The sequence below is a fragment of the Pseudomonas paraversuta genome, assembly GCF_904063065.1.
Taxonomy (GTDB): Bacteria; Pseudomonadota; Gammaproteobacteria; order Pseudomonadales; family Pseudomonadaceae; genus Aquipseudomonas; species Aquipseudomonas paraversuta.
In genome coordinates this window covers 49,659-68,970 of record NZ_CAJFCL010000002.1, presented here as the reverse complement: position 1 = coordinate 68,970, position 19,312 = coordinate 49,659, and the positions used below count along the sequence as shown (strand labels likewise).

General features: G+C 62.3%; 13 protein-coding genes. 4 read left to right on the top strand and 9 right to left on the bottom strand.

What is annotated here, in order from left to right:
• Positions 1-31: 31 nt before the first annotated feature.
• Positions 32-1,228 carry an amino acid aminotransferase gene (locus tag JQ845_RS03455; RefSeq protein ID WP_010657441.1) on the bottom strand — a complete coding sequence of 399 codons (1,197 nt, stop codon included), beginning with the start codon at positions 1,226-1,228 and terminating at the stop codon, positions 32-34.
• Positions 1,229-1,562: 334 nt separating this feature from the next.
• On the opposite strand from JQ845_RS03455, the gene uvrB reads away from it, so the two are divergent.
• Positions 1,563-3,578 carry an excinuclease ABC subunit UvrB gene (gene uvrB / locus JQ845_RS03450; protein WP_003446281.1) on the top strand — a complete coding sequence of 672 codons (2,016 nt, stop codon included), beginning with the start codon at positions 1,563-1,565 and terminating at the stop codon, positions 3,576-3,578.
• 114 nt (positions 3,579-3,692) lie between these two features.
• Here uvrB and JQ845_RS03445 read toward each other — a convergent pair whose 3' ends face one another.
• Positions 3,693-4,115, bottom strand: coding sequence for a RidA family protein (locus JQ845_RS03445; RefSeq protein ID WP_003446282.1), 423 nt, complete (start codon positions 4,113-4,115; stop codon positions 3,693-3,695).
• Positions 4,116-4,263: 148 nt separating this feature from the next.
• On the opposite strand from JQ845_RS03445, the gene JQ845_RS03440 reads away from it, so the two are divergent.
• The gene (locus tag JQ845_RS03440) at positions 4,264-5,415 is read left to right on the top strand and encodes an MFS transporter (protein ID WP_010657443.1); all 1,152 of its coding nucleotides are present in this window, start codon (positions 4,264-4,266) and stop codon (positions 5,413-5,415) included.
• Between the two features lie 178 nt (positions 5,416-5,593).
• On the opposite strand, the gene JQ845_RS03435 is transcribed toward JQ845_RS03440, so the two are convergent.
• Positions 5,594-6,616 carry a zinc-dependent alcohol dehydrogenase family protein gene (locus JQ845_RS03435; RefSeq protein ID WP_203008315.1) on the bottom strand — a complete coding sequence of 341 codons (1,023 nt, stop codon included), beginning with the start codon at positions 6,614-6,616 and terminating at the stop codon, positions 5,594-5,596.
• A gap of 105 nt (positions 6,617-6,721) precedes the next feature.
• Between JQ845_RS03435 and JQ845_RS03430 the strand changes: the two genes are divergently transcribed.
• Positions 6,722-7,603 carry a LysR family transcriptional regulator gene (locus JQ845_RS03430; protein ID WP_203008313.1) on the top strand — a complete coding sequence of 294 codons (882 nt, stop codon included), beginning with the start codon at positions 6,722-6,724 and terminating at the stop codon, positions 7,601-7,603.
• 340 nt (positions 7,604-7,943) lie between these two features.
• On the opposite strand, the gene JQ845_RS03425 is transcribed toward JQ845_RS03430, so the two are convergent.
• The 3 genes from JQ845_RS03425 to JQ845_RS03415 all read right to left on the bottom strand — a co-directional run bounded on the left by JQ845_RS03425 (position 7,944) and on the right by JQ845_RS03415 (position 12,010).
• The gene (locus tag JQ845_RS03425) at positions 7,944-10,361 is read right to left on the bottom strand and encodes a TonB-dependent siderophore receptor (RefSeq protein ID WP_003444894.1); all 2,418 of its coding nucleotides are present in this window, start codon (positions 10,359-10,361) and stop codon (positions 7,944-7,946) included.
• 159 nt (positions 10,362-10,520) lie between these two features.
• The gene (locus JQ845_RS03420; protein WP_203008311.1) at positions 10,521-11,492 is read right to left on the bottom strand and encodes a FecR family protein; all 972 of its coding nucleotides are present in this window, start codon (positions 11,490-11,492) and stop codon (positions 10,521-10,523) included.
• A 23-nt stretch (positions 11,493-11,515) separates the two neighbouring features.
• Positions 11,516-12,010 (bottom strand): sigma-70 family RNA polymerase sigma factor, encoded by a 495-nt coding sequence (locus JQ845_RS03415; RefSeq protein ID WP_010657397.1) that lies wholly within the window; start codon positions 12,008-12,010, stop codon positions 11,516-11,518.
• Between the two features lie 187 nt (positions 12,011-12,197).
• Here JQ845_RS03415 and JQ845_RS03410 point away from each other — a divergent pair, with 187 nt between their 5' ends.
• Positions 12,198-12,965, top strand: coding sequence for an ATP-binding cassette domain-containing protein (locus JQ845_RS03410; RefSeq protein WP_003444899.1), 768 nt, complete (start codon positions 12,198-12,200; stop codon positions 12,963-12,965).
• Between the two features lie 15 nt (positions 12,966-12,980).
• Here JQ845_RS03410 and fhuF read toward each other — a convergent pair whose 3' ends face one another.
• The 3 genes from fhuF to JQ845_RS03395 all read right to left on the bottom strand — a co-directional run bounded on the left by fhuF (position 12,981) and on the right by JQ845_RS03395 (position 19,312).
• Positions 12,981-13,745 (bottom strand): siderophore-iron reductase FhuF, encoded by a 765-nt coding sequence (gene fhuF / locus JQ845_RS03405; protein ID WP_203008308.1) that lies wholly within the window; start codon positions 13,743-13,745, stop codon positions 12,981-12,983.
• Positions 13,746-13,830: 85 nt separating this feature from the next.
• Positions 13,831-15,180 carry a lysine N(6)-hydroxylase/L-ornithine N(5)-oxygenase family protein gene (locus tag JQ845_RS03400; protein WP_203008305.1) on the bottom strand — a complete coding sequence of 450 codons (1,350 nt, stop codon included), beginning with the start codon at positions 15,178-15,180 and terminating at the stop codon, positions 13,831-13,833.
• Between the two features lie 73 nt (positions 15,181-15,253).
• Complete coding sequence (locus tag JQ845_RS03395; RefSeq protein ID WP_203008302.1) at positions 15,254-19,312, bottom strand: non-ribosomal peptide synthetase; 4,059 nt, start codon at positions 19,310-19,312, stop codon at positions 15,254-15,256.

Below are 19,312 nucleotides of genomic sequence, written 5' to 3'. Positions count from 1 at the left end.
TCAACACTTTCGATGACTTCTCAGGGATTATTCAGATGACCTGAACAATCGCATCGGTAACCGCTTCAATGTTGCGCTGATTCAAAGAAGCGACGCAGATACGGCCGGTGTCGAGGGCATAGATACCAAACTCGGTACGCAGACGCGCCACTTGCTCAACGGTCAGGCCGGAGTACGAGAACATGCCACGCTGACGCGCAACAAAGCTGAAATCGCGCCCCGGAGCCTTCTTCGACAGCAGCTCTACCATTTGCAGACGCATGCCGCGAATGCGCAGGCGCATTTCAGCCAGCTCTTCTTCCCACATTGCACGCAGCTCAGGGCTGTTGAGCACCGCTGCGGCGATGGTTGCACCGTGGGTCGGCGGGTTGGAGTAGTTGGTACGGATCACACGCTTGACCTGGGACAGAACCCGGGCGCTCTCATCCTTCGACTGGGTGATGACCGACAATGCACCCACGCGCTCGCCGTACAGCGAGAACGACTTGGAGAACGAGCTGGAAACGAAGAAGCTCAGGCCCGACTCGGCGAACAGGCGCACTGCTGCGGCGTCTTCGTCAATGCCGTCGCCAAAGCCCTGGTAGGCCATGTCCAGGAACGGGATCAGGCCTTTGGCCTTGACCACGTCCAGCACGTTCTGCCAGTCGGCCGCCGTCAGATCGACGCCGGTCGGGTTGTGGCAGCACGCGTGCAGCACAACCACGGAGCCAGTCGGCAAGGCGTTGAGGTCTTCGAGCATGCCGGCACGGTTTACGTCATGGCTGGCAGCGTCGTAGTAGCGATAGTTCTGCACCGGAAAACCGGCAGCTTCGAACAATGCGCGATGGTTTTCCCAGCTTGGATCGCTGATGGCGACCACAGCACCCGGCTGCAGCTGCTTGATGAAGTCGGCACCGATTTTCAGTGCACCGGTGCCACCCACGGCCTGGGTGGTGATCACACGGCCAGCGGCCAGCAGCGGCGATTCGGCACCGAACAGCAGCTTTTGCACGGCTTGGTCGTAGGCGGCGATGCCATCGATCGGCAGGTAGCCACGGGATGCATGCTGAGCAACCCGGATCGTTTCGGCTTCGACAACGGCACGCAAGAGTGGAATTCGTCCCTCCTCGTTGCAGTAAACACCGACCCCCAGATTCACTTTGCTGGTACGAGTATCGGCGTTAAATGCTTCGTTGAGGCCCAGGATAGGATCGCGTGGTGCCATTTCGACAGCGGAGAACAGGCTCATTATTACGGCGGCTCTGAATGGGGAATGGAGGGGGTGACAACGCTCCAGCCGATTGCACTAGAGCGGTGCACAAACGGGGAGCAAGTATAAAGGCGATAGCGATTCGGGCAACAGGGGATTCCCGGTTTTGGCCAAGTATTTGCCTTTATTTTCGAGCCACTGGTCCAATTGCATGCTTTGCTCCGATGTCCATGTCAGAACGGCGCCTTGAAACAGTCAGTCACGACCTCCATATTTAGCCGTATCCTGTTTTCTCCTGCGGCTTGCGTCGCATGCAGTCTTTCTCGATCTACCAAGGTCCAAGCCTTTGATAGATGCGACCCAGAGGTCCGTTATGCCCGATTTCCAGCTAGTTACCCGCTTCGAGCCCGCAGGCGATCAACCCGAAGCCATTCGCCAGATGATCGAAGGCATCGAGGCCGGGCTGTCGCACCAGACCCTGCTCGGGGTAACGGGTTCGGGCAAGACCTTCAGCATCGCCAACGTGATCGCCCATGTGAATCGCCCGACCCTGGTGCTGGCTCCCAATAAAACCCTCGCGGCGCAGCTGTATGGCGAGTTCAAGTCGTTCTTCCCGAACAACGCGGTGGAATACTTCGTCTCGTACTACGACTACTACCAGCCCGAAGCCTACGTGCCCTCCTCCGATACCTTTATCGAGAAGGACGCCTCGATCAACGACCACATCGAGCAAATGCGCCTGTCTGCAACCAAGGCGTTGCTGGAGCGCAAGGACGCAATCATCGTCACCACGGTGTCGTGCATCTACGGCCTGGGCAGCCCGGAAACCTATTTGAAGATGGTCTTGCACGTCGATCGTGGCGACAAACTCGACCAGCGTGAACTGCTGCGCCGCCTGGCTGACCTGCAGTACACCCGCAACGACATGGACTTCGCCCGCTCGACGTTTCGGGTACGCGGCGATGTGATCGACATCTACCCGGCCGAATCCGACCTCGAAGCCGTGCGCATCGAACTGTTCGATGACGAAGTCGAAAGCATCAGCGCCTTTGACCCGCTGACCGGCGAAGTCATCCGCAAGATGCCGCGCTTTACCTTCTATCCGAAAAGCCACTACGTGACGCCCCGGGAAACCCTGCTGGACGCAGTCGAAGGGATCAAGGAAGAACTCAAGGAACGCCTGGAGTACCTGCGCGCCAACAATAAACTGGTGGAAGCCCAGCGTCTTGAACAACGCACCCGCTTCGATCTGGAAATGATCATGGAGCTGGGCTACTGCAACGGTATCGAAAACTACTCGCGCTACCTCTCCGGTCGCGAGTCCGGAGCGCCACCGCCGACCCTGTTCGACTACCTGCCGGCCGACGCCTTGCTGGTGATCGACGAGTCCCACGTCAGCGTGCCGCAGGTGGGCGCCATGTACAAAGGCGACCGCTCACGTAAAGAAACCCTGGTGGAGTACGGCTTTCGTTTGCCGTCGGCCCTGGATAACCGGCCGATGCGTTTTGACGAATGGGAACGCATCAGCCCGCAGACCATTTTCGTCTCGGCCACCCCCGGCAACTATGAGGCCGAGCATTCGGGCCGGGTCGTGGAACAGGTGGTGCGTCCGACCGGCCTGGTGGACCCGCAAATCGAAATCCGCCCGGCACTGACCCAGGTCGACGACCTGCTGTCCGAAATAGCCAAGCGCGTGGCGCTGGAAGAGCGGGTGCTGGTCACCACCCTGACCAAGCGCATGTCCGAAGACCTCACCGACTACCTGGCCGACCACGGCGTGCGCGTTCGCTACCTGCACTCGGACATCGACACCGTGGAGCGGGTCGAGATCATCCGCGACTTGCGCCTCGGGGTATTCGATGTGCTGGTGGGGATCAACCTGCTGCGTGAAGGCCTGGACATGCCCGAAGTGTCGCTGGTGGCGATTCTCGATGCCGACAAGGAAGGCTTCCTGCGTTCCGAGCGTTCATTGATCCAGACCATTGGCCGTGCCGCCCGTAACCTCAATGGCCGGGCGATCCTGTACGCCGACCGCATCACCGGTTCGATGGAACGGGCGATTGGCGAAACCGAGCGCCGTCGCGACAAACAGATCGCCTTTAACCTGGCCAACGGAATTACGCCCAAAGGCGTGTTCAAGGATGTCGCCGACATCATGGAAGGCGCAGTGGTGCCAGGCTCGCGCAGCAAGAAGCGCAAAGGCATGGCCAAGGCGGCCGAGGAAAACGCCAAGTACGAAAACGAACTGCGTTCGCCGAGCGAAATCAGCAAACGCATCCGCCAGCTGGAAGAAAAAATGTACGCCCTGGCCCGCGACCTGGAGTTCGAGGCCGCGGCACAAATGCGCGACGAAATCGGCAAGCTCAGGGAGCGGTTGCTGCAGGTTTGAGCCCCGCCCAACCCTGACCCTGACCTGTAGGAGCGAGCTTGCCTCGCGAGCTTTTGATCTTGAAAGAGCTCGCGAGACAAGCTCGCTCCTACAGGTTGTGGTGTTTGCGGTGCCTCAGTCAGCCACCGCCGCCACCGCTTCTACCTCAAACAGCATCGCCTCCAGCGCCAGGCGCGGCACCGGAATCAAGGTGCAGGCCGGCGCCGGTAGCGCTCCCCAGACCCGCGCAATTTCCGCCCCCAGAATATGCAAGCGCTCCTGACTGTGATCAACGATCAGTACCGTCAGCTTGGCCACATCCTTGATCTGCGCATCGGCAGCGGCCAGAGCAATCTGCAGGTTGGCGAACGCCTGACGTACCTGCCCGGCAAAATCCGCCGCAAGCTCACTGTCGGCGTTCTCTCCCCCCTGACCCGCGGTGTAGACCAACCGCACATTCGGCGCCAGGCGGGCCACATGGGAATAGCCATTGCCCGAAGGGTCATACAGACCGGCAGGGTTCAGCAGTTGCACGGCGGGGTGAAGATTCTTGTCCATAAAAGTCGCACCTTGGGCAGTTGAATTTGCAAGCGCGCCATTCAACCACTGCCGCCCGTGCCTGTACCAGTGCCCTCGCGGCACAGGTCGCAAATATGTCAGGATGATGCGCAGCTGCGCGACACAGACCCGACACCCAAGGATGAACATGACCGCCATCAACACTCAGACGCCTTTTGTTCCAGGGCGCCTCGAACAAATGTCGACCCGCATCGCCTTTTTTATCGCCGGTTTCGGACTGGCCGCATGGGCGCCACTGGTGCCCTACGCCAAGGCCCGGGCCGGGCTCGATGAAGCCACCCTTGGCCTGTTGCTGCTGTGCCTCGGTGCGGGCTCGATTCTGGCAATGCCCATCGCCGGCCTGCTGGCCACGCGCTTTGGCTGTCGCCGGGTGACGATTGGCGGCACCCTGCTGATTTGCCTGGCGCTGCCGCTCCTGGCCACCGCCAGCTCCATACCGCTGCTGATCGCCACATTGTTTGTATTCGGCGCAGGCCTGGGGGTCGTTGATTCCACCATCAACCTGCAAGCGGTGATCGTCGAGCGCGCCAGCGGCCGCAACATGATGTCGGGCTTCCACGGTCTGTTCAGTGTCGGCGGGATTGCCGGTGCGGCCGGTGTCAGCGCCCTTCTGGCGCTGGGGATGACGCCGCTGTGGGCAATTATGGTGGTGATTGTGCTGACCCTCGCCGCCTTGCTCAAGGCCGCGCCGCACCTGCTGTCTTACGGCAGTGAGAGCACCGGCCCGGCGTTTGCAGTGCCCCACGGCGTGGTGCTGTTTATCGGGCTGCTGTGTTTTACCGTGTTCCTGGCCGAAGGCGCGATGCTCGACTGGAGCGCGGTGTTCTTGACCACCGAGAAACAGATCGGCGAAGCCTATGCCGGGCTTGGCTATGCCGCCTTTGCCGTGACCATGACCGCTGGCCGCTTGACCGGCGACAGCATCGTCAGACATCTGGGGGCGCGCCGGGTGATAGTCCTGGGCGGTCTGTTCGCCGCAGCCGGGCTGGCGCTGGCAACCCTGGCGCCGGGCTGGGAACTGGCCCTGGCCGGCTATGCCCTGGTGGGTATCGGTTGTTCCAATATCGTGCCGGTGCTGTACACCGCGGTCGGCAAACAAACCGTAATGCCCGAAAACATTGCCGTACCGGCCATCACCACCCTGGGCTATGCGGGGATACTGGCGGGCCCGGCGGCCATCGGCTTTGTCGCCCATGCCAGCAGCCTGAGCATTGCCTTCCTGTTGATCGCCGCCATGCTGGTGGCCGTAGCCATCAGCGGACGGATCCTGAAGGTCTAAAAATAACCCCGCCCTCTGCAGGAGCGAGCTTGCCTCGCGAGCTTTTGATCTTGAAAAGCTCGCGAGGCAAGCTCGCTCCTACAGGGGAAATCCCCGTGCATTGGCTGAAGGTCCAAAAATGGCCCCGCCCAGGTTGCCGGCTGGGCGGCCAGTGTCACTGCTGTCGTGGTGATGAAAATCAGGCTTGTCGACCTGAAACATCCACCACGATTTTCCCCAAATGGTTGCCTTGAGCAAGGGCCTTCAGCGCCTCTGTGGCCTGCTCAAAGCCAAAGACGCTGTCAATTATCGGATGAAGCCTGGCTATGCCTGCAAAGGCATTGAGTGCTTCGAACATCTCTCTGGAGCCCACCATCATCCCGCGCAAAATCGCGCTCGTTTGTAAAAGGCTCAGGGCATTGATCGTTTCACCGGGAGGCACTCCAAGCAGACTGACAATACCCCCTGCGCGGGCACTTGCAATTGATTGAACGAGGCTTCCCGGCGCCCCCGTCTCAACAACATAGTCAGCGCCCATGCCGCCTGTAAGTCGCAGAACTTCCTTGCTCCACTGCGGCGTCGTACTCGTATTGATAGTCTCTATCGCACCTAACTTGCGAACTTGAACGAGTTTTGCTTCTTTCGACGATGTAGTGATAACCCGGGCACCTGCGGCAAGGGCTATCTGGGCCGCAAAGATTGAGACTCCACCAGTACCCAGGGTCAGTACCGTCTGGCCGGGTTGTAGCGCTTTGAGGCCATACAGCGCGTTCCACGCCGTCACACCTGCTACCGGCAAGGTTGATGCCTCGCGATATGACATGTGCTCAGGGATCGCCACTACACCTTGTTGATCGAGAACGACGATCTCCGCCAGCATTCCATCGAGCGAGCCGCTGAGCATGTTGTCAAAGGCATCGTCTGGTTGTCGTCCGCCAAACCAGTTCTGTACAAAGATTCCAGCCACACGGTCGCCGACTTCCCAGCGCGTTACACCTTCTCCGATTGCGATGATTTCGCCCGCACCGTCAGAAGCCGCTATAGCCTGAGGGCTATGGACAGGGAATCCGTAGCCCTTGCTTGCCAGCAGCACATCGCGAAAATTGAGTGACACCGCGTGTACTCGAATCGCAACCTGTCCACGACCAGGCTCGGGATCAGGACGCTCTACCAGCTTCCAGGTATCAAGACCGCTTTGATCGCCAATTTCATAAGCTCGCATTTTTGAATCTCCTAACAATCAATCATTAATCGAAGGAGAGTCTACCCGCCCCGGGGTAGAATTTATGGCTCAACACATTTGATCAAATGGTGAGGAAAATTCAACATGAAAGCGAAGATGAGCGAGCTGTCTGCTTTCGTTGCTGTCGCCACACACCTCAGCTTTCAAAAGGCAGCAATTGAGCGCGGAGTCACACGTTCGGCGATAAGCCATGCAGTCAAAACCCTGGAGCAACATCTAGGCGTCAGACTGCTCAACCGCAACACCAAAGCTGTGACCTTGACCGAACCGGGTGAGGAATTACTGCAACGCCTCAAGCCTGCTTTCGATGAGGTTGCCAGTGCACTGGACGATCTTAATAAATTTCGGGGTACGCCCTCTGGCACGGTCAAGCTAACGGTGCCCCGGGCCGTAGCGCACCTGATTCTTGGTGGGGTCCTGGCCAAGCTCTTGCGTGAGAACCCCGGCCTTTGTGTTGATGTATCGTGCGACGACAGTCTGGTTGACATCGTGGCAGGAGGTTTTGACGCGGGCATCCGATTTGGCAGGAGCTTGAGGCCTGACATGATCGCCATACCCTTGAAGCAAAACCTCGAATTTGTGGTTGTTGGCTCGCCGGAATATTTTCAAGGACATGACGTACCGAAAACGCCGGAAGACCTCTTGGCTCACAGTTGCATTCGCTACCGCCTCGCCAGTGGTGTGGTTTTTCCGTGGGAGTTTGCCAAGGGGAAAGAACAGCTAAGCGTCGAAACCAACGGCAGGCTGACGCTGGACGACCAGCGAATGATGATCGAGTCTGCCTTGGCGGGATCAGGATTGGCCCTGGTTTTTTCAGACCTTGTAAAAGCTGAAATTGAGAGCGGCCAGCTTGTCCGATGCTTGAAAGGGTGGACATGCTCAATTGGTGATCTTTACGTTTATTACAGCAATCGACGTCACGTCCCCGCAGCGTTGAGGGCACTGATCAACGCCCTGAAGCAATAGTAAGCATGGGGCATAAATAGCCCCGCATTCCGTAGGAGCGAGCTTGCCTCGCGAGCTTTTCAAGATCAAAAGCTCGCGAGACAAGCTCGCTCCTACAGGGGTAAATCCCGTGTCCTGCCCGAGGTCCAAAAATAGCCCCGCACTCTGTAGGAGCGAGCTTGCCTCGCGAGCTTTTCAAGATCAAAAGCTCGCGAGACAAGCTCGCTCCTACAGGGGTAAATCCCGTGTCCTGCCCGAGGTCCAAAAATAGCCCCGCATTCTGTAGGAGCGAGCTTGCTCGCGAGCTTTTCAAGATCAAAAGATCGCGAGACAAGCTCGCTCCTACAGAGACGGGCGGGTTTCAGAAGCCCACGCTTGCCTGGACGAAGAAGGTGCGGGGTTCTCCGAGGTAGATCCCGGAGTTGTTGTCGCTGGAACGGGTGAAGTACTGCTGGTTGAACAGGTTCTTGATCCCCGCACCCACTTTCAGGTTCGACGCCTCAGGCCCGAAGTCGTAGCCCACACGGGTGCTCCAGGTCGCATACCCCGGAATGTCTCCGTATTGACCGTCCGCGGTCGGGTCGGTGATGTAGGTGCCGCCGGTACCCGGCGCATGCTGTTTGGACTGGGCAAACATGTCGAGGTTGTAGGTCCAGCGGTTGACCGCATAACGCGCCCCCAGGTTGGCCACCTGACGCGAATACAGCGGCAGGTCGCGGCCCTTGAAGTTCATGATGTCACCCTCGGCCACCGCCTTGGTGTAGGTGAACCCCGCATTGACCGACAGCCCGTCAAGACGGGCATCCAGCGCCGCCATGTCGTAGTGGATCGAGGTCTCGATACCCTGGTGCCTGGTGGCTCCGAGGTTGGTCCAGCCCACATCGTTGCTGATGTATTGCAGCTCATCGGCAAAGTCGATGTAAAACAGTGTCACTTCACCGCCCCACACCCCATTGTCATAGCGCGTCCCCAGTTCATAGGTCTTGGCTTTTTCCGGACGCAAACCTGCCGCCGTCTGGTCCCCCGTGCCACCCTGCCCCAACTGGAAGTACTGCAGGCTGCCAAACGAAGTCTCGTAGTTGGCAAACAGCTTCCACGCGTCCGAGAGGTGGTACATCACGCTCAGGGCCGGCAGCGCTTCGCTACTGTCGATGCTGCGGTTTTTCTCCGGCACCGGCACACCCTTGCCATCCAGCACCGGGCGGTCGTGCCAGTTGGTGCTGATGCGCTCGAAACGGATCCCCGGGGTGACCGTCCAGTTACCGACATCGATCTTGTCATCGATATAGAAGGCGTTGGCCTCCGTGCCCCCGGTTCGGTCCTGATACACATGACCGTCGCCTTTGGGCCCCGGCACCGGCACGTTATCCACCAGTTCCAGCATGCTCGCCTGCTCGTGCATCGCTTCCTTGAGGTAGCGATAACCGACCCCGACCTCCTGGGTCACCGGCCCCAGCGTGAAGACATGGGACACCCGTGGCTCGATGCCGAAGGTGTGATAGTTACGCGGGTAGGCCGACAGGGTTTGCAGGTTGCGCGCGGCAATATTGCTGCCACGGAAACTGTCGGTGTAATAGGTCAGGACTTCAAACTGGGTCTGGTCGTCGATCTGGCGCAGGTACTTGAAGGACACGTCCTTGCGCCGTCCGCTGAAGTTGTCGTAGTCGCGCACCGACTGGTACGGATCGGCGTCGAACTGCGCCTGGGTCAGGCCCCCGGGCATGTCCGCCGTGGCGTCGTAATAATGGAAGTTGAGGCTGAAATCATCCTGATCGGTGGGCGCCCAGTGGGTCTTGAGCAACACGTCAGTGATGTCGTTGTCATTGTTGCGTGCCCGATAGCCATCACCCTTGACCCCGGAGTACAGCAGCGCCGCACCGATACCATTGTCGGCGGTACCGCCCAAAAAGGCCGACTCCATGTGCTTCCAGCCACCACGCTCGGAGGTCTCCAGGGTGGTGCCGACTTCACCGGCAAAGGTTTCGGGAATCGCCCGGGTCACAAAGTTGATCACCCCGCCCACGTTCTGTGGTCCGTAACGCACCGAGCCGGCACCGCGCACCACGTCGATGCTGTCCAGGTTGCCCGAGGAAATCGGCGCCATTGCCAACTGTGGCTGGCCATAAGGGGCGAAGGCCGCGGGCACTCCGTCAATCAACACCGTGGAGCGCGGCGACAGGCGCGAGGTCAGGCCACGCACCCCCACGTTCAGGGAAATATCACTGCCACCGGTACCATTGGGCGCCTGTACCTGGACCCCGGGGATCTTCTTCAGCACGTCGCTGACATTCATCGCGCCCTGCTCGACCATCGCTTCGCGGCGCACCACGGTACGGGCGCCGGGATGGTTCTGCACCACCGCCGCATTGGCATCACCCAGCCAGTCGCCCACCACTTTCACATCCACCGGGCCCAGTTCCAGCGGGCCGGAAGCCGCTGAAGCACTGACCGCAGGTGCTGCCTGCAGGATCACCGCATCGCCGTTCAATTCGTAGCTCAGGCCGCTGCCCTGGAGCAATGCGTGCAATGCCTGCTCCGGCGACAAGTTGCCATCGACCGCCGGGGCCTGTTTGCCGGCCACCAGCTGCGGGCTGAAGAACACCTGCAATGAAGTCTGGCGGGCCAGCTGGCTCAGCGCTGCGCCCAAAGGCTGGGCCTGAATATGGATGGCACTGGAGGCAGGCTCACCGGCAAACGCAGCCGGCAACCCCGCACTGACGGCCAGGGCCAGGGCCAGCGGCAACCAGCGGCCTGGTTTAATCGAAAAAGAGCAGCTCAAAGGTGTTTCAAGCGCAGAAAGTCGCCCACGGAGATTGTTATTTTTCACGTCGAGTCTTGCCCTGTAGATCGCACTTGAGTGCGACTGTTAATGCAAACCAGTTGCAGTTGATCTAGAAGACGAAGAACTCGGAAAAAACCTGAATCCAGCAGCCAATTATTATCGGGCCACTATTTCCTGACTGCCGTCCGCACGGGTGTTAATGGCCACCGGCAAGATTCGCGGCAAGGCCTTGAGCAAGGCATCGGTGTCAGCGGTTTTGAACACGCTGGTCAGCCGGAGCCGGGCCACGGCCGGATCGGTCACGTGCAACGGCTGCTGACGATAGCGCGAGACCTCGGCGGCCACTTGCGCTAGGCTTGCATCATTGAACTGCAGTTGCCCCGTGCGCCACGCCGTCAGCGCCCGGGTATCCACCGCCAGCGGTGCGTCTACCTGCCCCTGTGCATCGACCCGGGTGCCAAGGCCCGCGGTCAGGCTGACCGCGCCCGAGGCATCGCTGCCCTGCACCCGGACATGCCCCGACTCCACCGCAACCCGGGCCTGATCACCGTCGCGACGGACATCAAAGCGGGTGCCGGTAACCGTCACCTGCCCGGCACCGGCGCGCACCACAAAGGGTCGGGACGTATCATGGGCAACGCTGAACATCACCTCGCCCTGCTCGAGCTCGACCCTGCGCTGCTGCCCCTCGAAGCTGATCTTGACCCGGCTGCGACTGTTGAGCTCGATCGATGAGCCGTCGGGCAACTGCACTTCACGGTATTCGCCCGCCAGTGTGGAAAATTCACCGTGATAAGCACCCGGCTCCTGCCATTGCAGGCTTAAACCGGCCCCCAGCGCCAGCAACAGGCTGGCGGCCAGCCCCCAGGCCATGACCGAACGGCGTTTGGGCGCTCTGTCCGGCAGTTCACACAGCGCCTGCAAGCGGGCTTTTGGCAGCAGATCGGTGGCCGACCACAGGCTTGCCAGCCATTGGTACTCAGCCTCATGGCTGGCATCCCGGGTGCGCCAGGCCTCGAATTCGGCCTGTTCGGCAGGGCTCAGGGACTGTGCCTGCACCCGCGCAAACCAGGTCGCGGCGGCATCGCGCACGCTCGCGCTGTCACCCGTACAGTCACGGCTATCCATCATCCTGTCCTTATCTGATGTCGTCACGGCGCCTCCACCCGCTCACGCAGATGGCGCAGCGTGCGGATCATATACTTTTCCACCATGTTCCTGGACAGCCCCAGGCGCTCGGCAATCTCGGCCTGGGTCAGGCCTTCGATCTTTTGCCAGACAAACACCTTGCGGCAATTGAGCGGCAGTTCCTGCAAGGCTCTTTCAACCGCCTCGGCCAACTGGTAAGCGCGCATGTACTGCTCCGGATCGCCCGTTTCGCACGAGCTTGGGGGAACGGCAGCCTGCTCCTTGGCATCGCGTAACTCTTCCCGGCGAAAACCGTCGACCGCGATATTGCGCGCGGTCTGATGCAAATAGGCACGGGGCTGCTCGACCGCATCCGGGCCGGATTCGAACACCCGGACAAAAGTGTCATGAGCCAGATCCTGCGCCTGCTGACGATTGCGCAGACGGCGGGTCCAGGTCCCGATCAACTCATCGTAATATTCAAGAAAACCCGCCCGGCGGGGCGCTTTACGAGTCATCGCTCTGGACTACAAAGGTGGGGGTGCGAATAGTAATGCTTCCTATTAATACAGGCAATGACTTGCCCATGGCGCTGCCGCCCCCGCCTGCCCGACAACCGTCACCGGCAGCGGTTTGCGCCATACAATCTTTGATAATGGTTCTTATTTGCTCTAGATTAGGCTCCTTTTGCCCCAGGACCCTCCCATGTTCGAGTTGCAGGCCGTCTCTTTCGACATTCCCGAGCGCACCCTCCTGTACCCGCTGGACCTGACCCTGCCCCATGGCCAGATCATCGGCCTGATCGGGCATAACGGCTCGGGGAAATCGACCCTCATCAAGTTGCTGGCCCGCCAGCAAGTCGCGAGCCAGGGCACAGTGAAACTCGATGGCGTGCCGTTGCCGGCCTGGAAAAACCGCGAATTCGCCCGCCAGGTGGCCTACTTGCCGCAACAACTGCCGGCCGCCGACGGCCTCACCGTGCGCGAACTGGTGCGCTTTGGCCGCTATCCCTGGCATGGCGCCCTGGGACGCATGAGCGAGGAGGATCACGCCCAGGTCGAACAGGCCATGGCACTGACCCACACCGGCGCCTATGCCGAGCGCCTGGTGGACAACCTCTCCGGCGGCGAACGCCAGCGGGTCTGGCTGGCCATGTTGCTGGCACAGAACAGCCGCTACCTGCTGCTCGACGAACCGACCTCGGCACTGGACATCGCACATCAGGTAGAGGTGCTGGGGCTGATTCGCGAACTGAGCCACAAACTGGATCTGGGGGTGGTGGTGGTGCTGCATGAAATCAACATGGCGGCGCGCTACTGCGACCACCTGGTGGCGTTGCACAGCGGCCGTTTACTGATCCAGGGGCCACCGGCAGAGCTGATGAACAGTGCCGTGCTGGAATCCATCTACGGCATCCGTATGGGCGTCATGCCCCACCCCCACGACGGCTCGGCAATCAGTTTTCATTACTGAGCCGGTGGCGGATTTTTATCCCGCCCGCACGCAAGAAGGCTTGCCGGACGGCTTGACCTTCAACGGGCAGTTGCCGCACAGCTCGAGTTCCGGCAGCAGGTAGCGCACGCAGCAGACCTTGCGCTCGCGGCGCATGGTCGGCTGGCCCTGTTCGTCGGTGACCGGCAGGTACTGCACCGGCTGGAACAGCGGGTTGCGGCTGCCATCGGGGCGGACCCGGGTTTCCAGCAGCGCACGCCCCGCAGCCAGGCGTTCGGCGGGCATGCCGGCCCTGGCCATCAGGTTGAGCAGATTTTCGAAGTAGTTGCCGGCATTGCTCCACAGCACCTTGGGTGAAACCTTGACCTGGCTGGCCATGGCCTGGAACAGCGGCTGCAAATGGTCGTCCAGCAAGCCCGCGAACAGCTCGAACGGATCACTCACCTGGGGCGCGAACGGCTCGCCCTTGCCCGACAGGCGAAAGCCCTGGGGCAGATGCCCCTCGTCCAGCAGCACGGCGGTGTCGGCGAGGGCCAGCGGCAGGCGCCAGCGCAGCAATAACGTGGCGCCCATCACCGGCGGCAACAGCTTGACGATGTAGTGCTTGGCCCACAAAGACGCCAGGGCCCGCCGGTCGTCGCCGTTATAGCGCTGAGCAAAACCGCCCAGCACGTCGCTGAAGGCCGCAGGCGCCAGGAGCACGTCACAGGGAATGGCCGGACGAGGATCGTCGGCCAGCACCAGCACCTCCCGGTAGGCTTCAAAATCACCGCGAAACAGCGGTGCAAGCACGTCGATCATCAGCCCCTGGCACCCTGTTCAAAAAGGTAAATGAGAAACAGCATCATTCACCCAGCATACCCGAACCGCCGCCCGGATTCAGCCATCAGGCCGAAATGCTGTGCAGGGCCCGTGCTTCCTGGCCCGAATGGGGCTGGCGAATGCCATCCAGACGTTGCTCCAGGGCGGCGGCAATTTCCCCCGAACGGGCCGGCAGCACGGACAACAGGGTGTCGCTCAGGCCATGGGAATGCTGGCTGAAGCCCTGGATAAACACCGGGGTTTCCAGTTCCGGGCGCGCCAGCAGTTGATAGTCGCGATCGACCCGAAAATCGTCCAGATAGTCCTTGAGCGGAGCCAGCAGCTCGCGATGGGAGCGACGTTCGTAGCCGGTCGCCAGGATCACCGCATCGTAACGCCGCGCCTCGCTGCTGCCGGTGGCCAGATCCCGCAGTTGCAACTGCACGCGGCCATCCACATCAATGGCGCTTTCGATCATGCGCCGGCAGAGGAAGGCGTGGCGCTCGCTGCCGCTGACTTTCTGGCGATAGAGAATGGCGTAGATGCGCTCGATCAGGTCCAGGTCCACCACCGAATAGTTGGTGTTGTGGTATTCGCGGATCAGCCGCTCGCGCTCGGTTTCCGGCTGATTGAACACCAGGTCGGTGTAATCGGGGCCGAAGATCTCGTTGACGAACGGGCTGTCGTCGGCGGGCTTGAGCACGGCCGCGCGCAGGATCATGTCGACCTGCACGTTCGGGTAGTTGTCACTGAGGTCGATAAAGGCCTCTGCGGCGCTCTGCCCGGCACCCACCACGGCAATCCGCATTGACTCGCCACGGTTGCACGCCTGGGTGGCCATGGCCGACAGGTAGCGCGCATGGTGAAACACCCGGGGGTCGTCCTTGAACCCGGCAAAGGCCGGGGGAATCTTCGGCGTACCGCCGGTGCTGACGATCACCGAGCGGGTCTGGCGACTCACTTCACGGCCTTGCTGGTTCTGGCTGATCACATTCAGCCGCTGCACCCGGCCGTCCGCTTCCACCACCGGCTCGACACGCAGCACTTGCTCGCCATAGCGGCTCTGCCCGGCGAACTGCACGGCGACCCAGCGCAGATAGTCGTTGTACTCCATGCGGCACGGATAAAAGGTGCCCAGGTTGATGAAGTCCACCAGTCGGCCATGGGCCTTGAGGTAGTTGACGAACGAGAAGCGGCTCGACGGGTTGCGCAGGGTCACCAGGTCCTTGAGGAACGAAATCTGCAGTTCGCTCTGGGCCACCAGGGTATTGCCATGCCAGTTGTAGTCGGGCTGGCGCTCCAGGAACAGCGCGTCGAATGCCTTGCCGCCCTGCTCCGCGCGCTCTTGCAGGGCAATGGCCAGGGCCAGGTTGGAAGGGCCGAAGCCGATGCCGATCAGGTCGTGGGTGGCCGTCGGGTTGAAGTGCTGGGTCATGGGACCGATTCCTTCCTGTAGAGAGTGAGAGAGCGGTGGCCGGACCCGGGTCCGGCCGCTGGAGAATGTGTCTTTAGAAGACGCTTGCGGCCTCGGCGAATTTAACCCCCTCTGCCTGGCCATTGAGTTCAAGAGCCGCCAGAGCCCGGGCAAAATCGGCCATGAAGACCGGGTGACGGATGATGTCCAGATGGTGCGCATCGGCCACACAGCTGTGCTCGATCACCTCCACCAGCGCGCTCCAGTCCCGCAGGCGCTCGCTGCGGGTCAGGGAATCGGCGGCCTGCCAGACATGGGCCGCCACCGGCAACGGCACGTGCACATGGCGGGCGGCTTTCAAGCGTTTGTCGAGCAAGGCCCATTGTTCGAATTCCCGGGACAGCAAGTCCGGTCCGTCGCTGGGCAATTGCCCGTCGTGGGCCAGCACATGCTCGGTCAGGGCATCACGCTCGCGCTGGTCCATCAGCGCGAACAATTGCCGCCACTGTCTGGCCATGGCCGAGCGTGCCAGCCAGCTTTCCAGCAACGGTTGTGCCCGGGCATGTGCGCCCTCGTCGAGGGCCTGGCGCGGGTGAAACGGCACCGACTCAAATACATCCACCAGGCCAAGGAACTCGACCTGCGCCCGTCCTTGCAGCAGGCGCGCGGTTTCCAGCGCCAGCTCGCCCCCGGACGACCAGCCGAGCAAGGCGCAGCGCCCGCCCTTGACCGTGCGCGCGATGTAGTCGGCGTACTCCCGGGCCAGCGCGGGCAGATCATAGCCACGCCAGCGTTGCTCGGTGTAGACGTGACTGACGAATCCATACACCGGCCGTGAGCCGCCCAGGGCATCCACCAGCGGCTTGAATTCACTGCTGTTGACGATCAGCCCCGGCAGGCAGAACAGCGGCACTCCACGCCCCGAACGCGACAGGAACACCACCTCCGGGTCGTTCACCGGCGGTGGCGCCAGACGTTCGGCCAGCGCCGCCAGGCTCGGGGCATTGAGCAAGTCGGCCAGGGTCAGCTTGCGCTCACCCTGCAGGCCTTGCTTGCGGATGCGCGCCAGTAACTTGAGGCTCAGCAGCGAGTCGCCCCCCAGTTCGGTAAAGGAGGCGTCGCGGCAAATAACCGCCTGCCCCAGCAAATCGCTCCACAGCTGCGCCAGCGCCTCTTCCACCGCACCGCGCGGGCCCTCGCCCAGGGGCCGGACCGTTTGCGCCAGGGTCAGGGCGTGCCGGTCAAGCTTGCCGTTGGCAGTCAGCGGCAGCTGCTCCAGCACTGTCCAATGGGACGGCACCAGGGCGTCCGGCAATTGCCTGGCCAGGGACTCGCGCAGGGCTTGCACAGCGATGCCCGGCTCCAGCACCAGACAGGCATGCAGTTGATCGCCGCCCTCTTCCCCGGGCATGGCGATCACGGCCGCATCCCGCACCCCGGCCAGACGCCGCAGCGCGGCACTGACTTCGCCGGGCTCGACCCGATAACCACGGATTTTCACCTGGTCATCGCTGCGGCCCAGGTATTCCAGGCTGCCGTCATCCAGCCGGCGTACCCGGTCACCACTGCGATACAGGCGTGTACCGGGTGCGCCGAACGGGTCCGGCACATAGCGCTCGGCAGTCAGCCCCGGGCGGCCCGCGTAGCCCTGGGTAACACCCGGGCCGCCCAGGTACAGTTCACCGCTCACCCCTCGCCCCACCGGGTTCAGATAAGCATCCAGTACCCGGGCCACAACGGCGGCCAGCGGAGTGCCGACGGGCAAGGTGCGGGCGCGCAGCGGGTCGGCAGCGGCGGCGTCCTGGCACAGCGCCCCCACAGTCGTCTCGGTGGGGCCGTAGTGGTTGAACACCCGCAACTGCGGGGCCAGCTGGCGAATCTGCTGCAGCAACCCCCAGGACGTGGCTTCGCCGCCGAGGATCAAGCTGTGCCGCGGCAGCACCCGGGCCGGGTCGCGGGCGTTGAGCAAAGCCTGCAAATGACTGGGGGTGATTTTCAGCACGTCGGCTCCCTGTTCGCTTTGCCATTGAGCAAAGGCATCGGGGTCGAAGGCCTGATCATCGTCGGCCAGGTGCAGCACCCCGCCCTGGCTCAGGGCGCTGAACAGCACCGTGTGCCCGAGGTCGGCGGCCACCGTCGAGACCATGGCGAAGCTGCTGCGGGCCGGCAATTGCAGGCGCTGGCTGAGCCCCGCGACATAGGCGGCCAGGTTGCCGCGACTGGCGACCACGGCCTTGGGCGTGCCACTGGAACCTGAGGTGTAGATCAGATAAGCGGGCAACTGCGGCACCCGGGCTGGCCAGGCCCTCAGCGCCGTGGGCAGGGTTAAATCCGCCTCCAGCGCCAGCCAGTCCAGACCCGGCTCCCCGGGATCGGCACCCAGCACCAGACACGCCCCGCTGTCGGCCAGGACTGCCGAGCGGCGTTCGGCCGGCCAGCGCGGGTCCACGGGCACATAGGCGGCGCCACACTTGAGGGTGGCCAGAATGCCGGTCACCAGCCCCGCTGTACGTCCGGTCAACAAGGCCACCCGGTCACCGGGACCGACGCCCCGGGCCAGCAGCTGTTGGCCAAGGGCCTCGGCGGCGCGGTCAATATGCCCGCGGCTGAAAGTCAGACCGTTGCAGGTCACGGCTGCGGCGTCAGGGCTGAGCAGATGCTGGCGCTGCCAGGCATCAAGCACATCCTCAGTGGCGATTGCCGGTGCATCGGCGTGGTATTCAGACTTGACGGCAAGTTCCAGCAAGGGTTGCTCCGGCGCCAGACTCACGGCTTCGGCCAGCACCCGCAGCTCATCCGCCAGGGCTTCGATGCGCCCGGCATCGAACAGGTCGCAGGCATAGGCGATCAGCACTTCGATGCCATCGGCGCGGTCTGTGAAGTCCACACTCAGGTCGAAATGCACTTCCCCCGCCACCAGCCCGTCCAGCCCCATGGACAGATCGGCGAAGCGCTGCGGGCGGCTGGCCGACTGCTCGGTGCACTTGACCTGGAACAGCGGGTGAGTGCCCGCCTCGCGGGGTGGCGCCAGCGCTTGCAAGAGCTGGTCGAATGGCAGTTGGGAATGTTCCTGGGCCTGGAGCAAGGTGCCGCGCACCTGATGCAGCAGCGCAGTAAAACTGCAGCGCTCATCGACCCGGTTGCTCAACACGCTGAGGGTGGTGAAGTAGCCCACCACCCGTTGGGTTTCAGCCCGCGAGCGGTTGGCCAGCGGCGAACCGATGCGCACGCTGTCGGCGCCGCTGTGGCGGGCGAGCAACAGGTTGAGCAGCGCCAGCATGGCCATGAAGGTGGTGGCGCCGCCGGCCTTGGCCAGGTTGCGCAAGCGTTGGCTGGTATCGCCGGGCAATTGCACGCGCACACTGGCACCGCGTGACTCGCGAAGCGCGCTGCGGGGGCGGTCCAGCGCCAGCGCCAGGGGCGTGTGATCGTCCCCCAGTTGTTTGCGCCAATAATCCAGTTGCCGGGTTTGCTCCCCCGCATCCAGCCAGCGTTGTTGCCAGCCGGCGTAATCGGCGTATTGCACGGTCAGCGCCGGCCATTGCGCGGCCTGCCCCTGACAGCGCGCGGCATAGGCCGTGGCCAGATCTTCGATGATCAGGCCGATGGACCAGCCATCGGCAAGGATGTGATGCAGCACGATCACCAGCCGGTGCTGCTGGGTATCAAGGCGATGCAGTTCCAGTCGCAGCGCCGGTTCGGCCAGCAGGTCAAACGCCTGGCACGTCAGCGCCTGGGCCCTTTGCCGCGATGCGCCCTCGTCCAGTTCCAGGCAGACCAGTGGCTGGAACTGCTGCGGGTTGACCCGTTGCTGCGGTTCGCCGTCGGCGTCCTGGGTAAAGGAGGTACGCAGCGCTTCGTGACGGGCGCGCAAGTCGTTGCAAGCCTGCTCCAGGGCCTCGACATTCAGCAGCCCCCCCAGACGCAGGCCCCCCGCCAGGTTATAGGCCGGGCTGTCCGGCTCACGCTGCCAGGCAATCCACAGGCCGCGCTGGGCGGCGGACAGCGGTGAGGCATCCGGCCGGGGCAGCGCGACCATCGGCAGGTCGGTAAAGCGGATGCCGTTTTCCTCGAGCCTGGCGAGAAAAGCCTGGCGCCGCTCAGGGGACAGTTCGGCGAAACGCCGGGCGATTTGGTGCGGATCAATACTCAT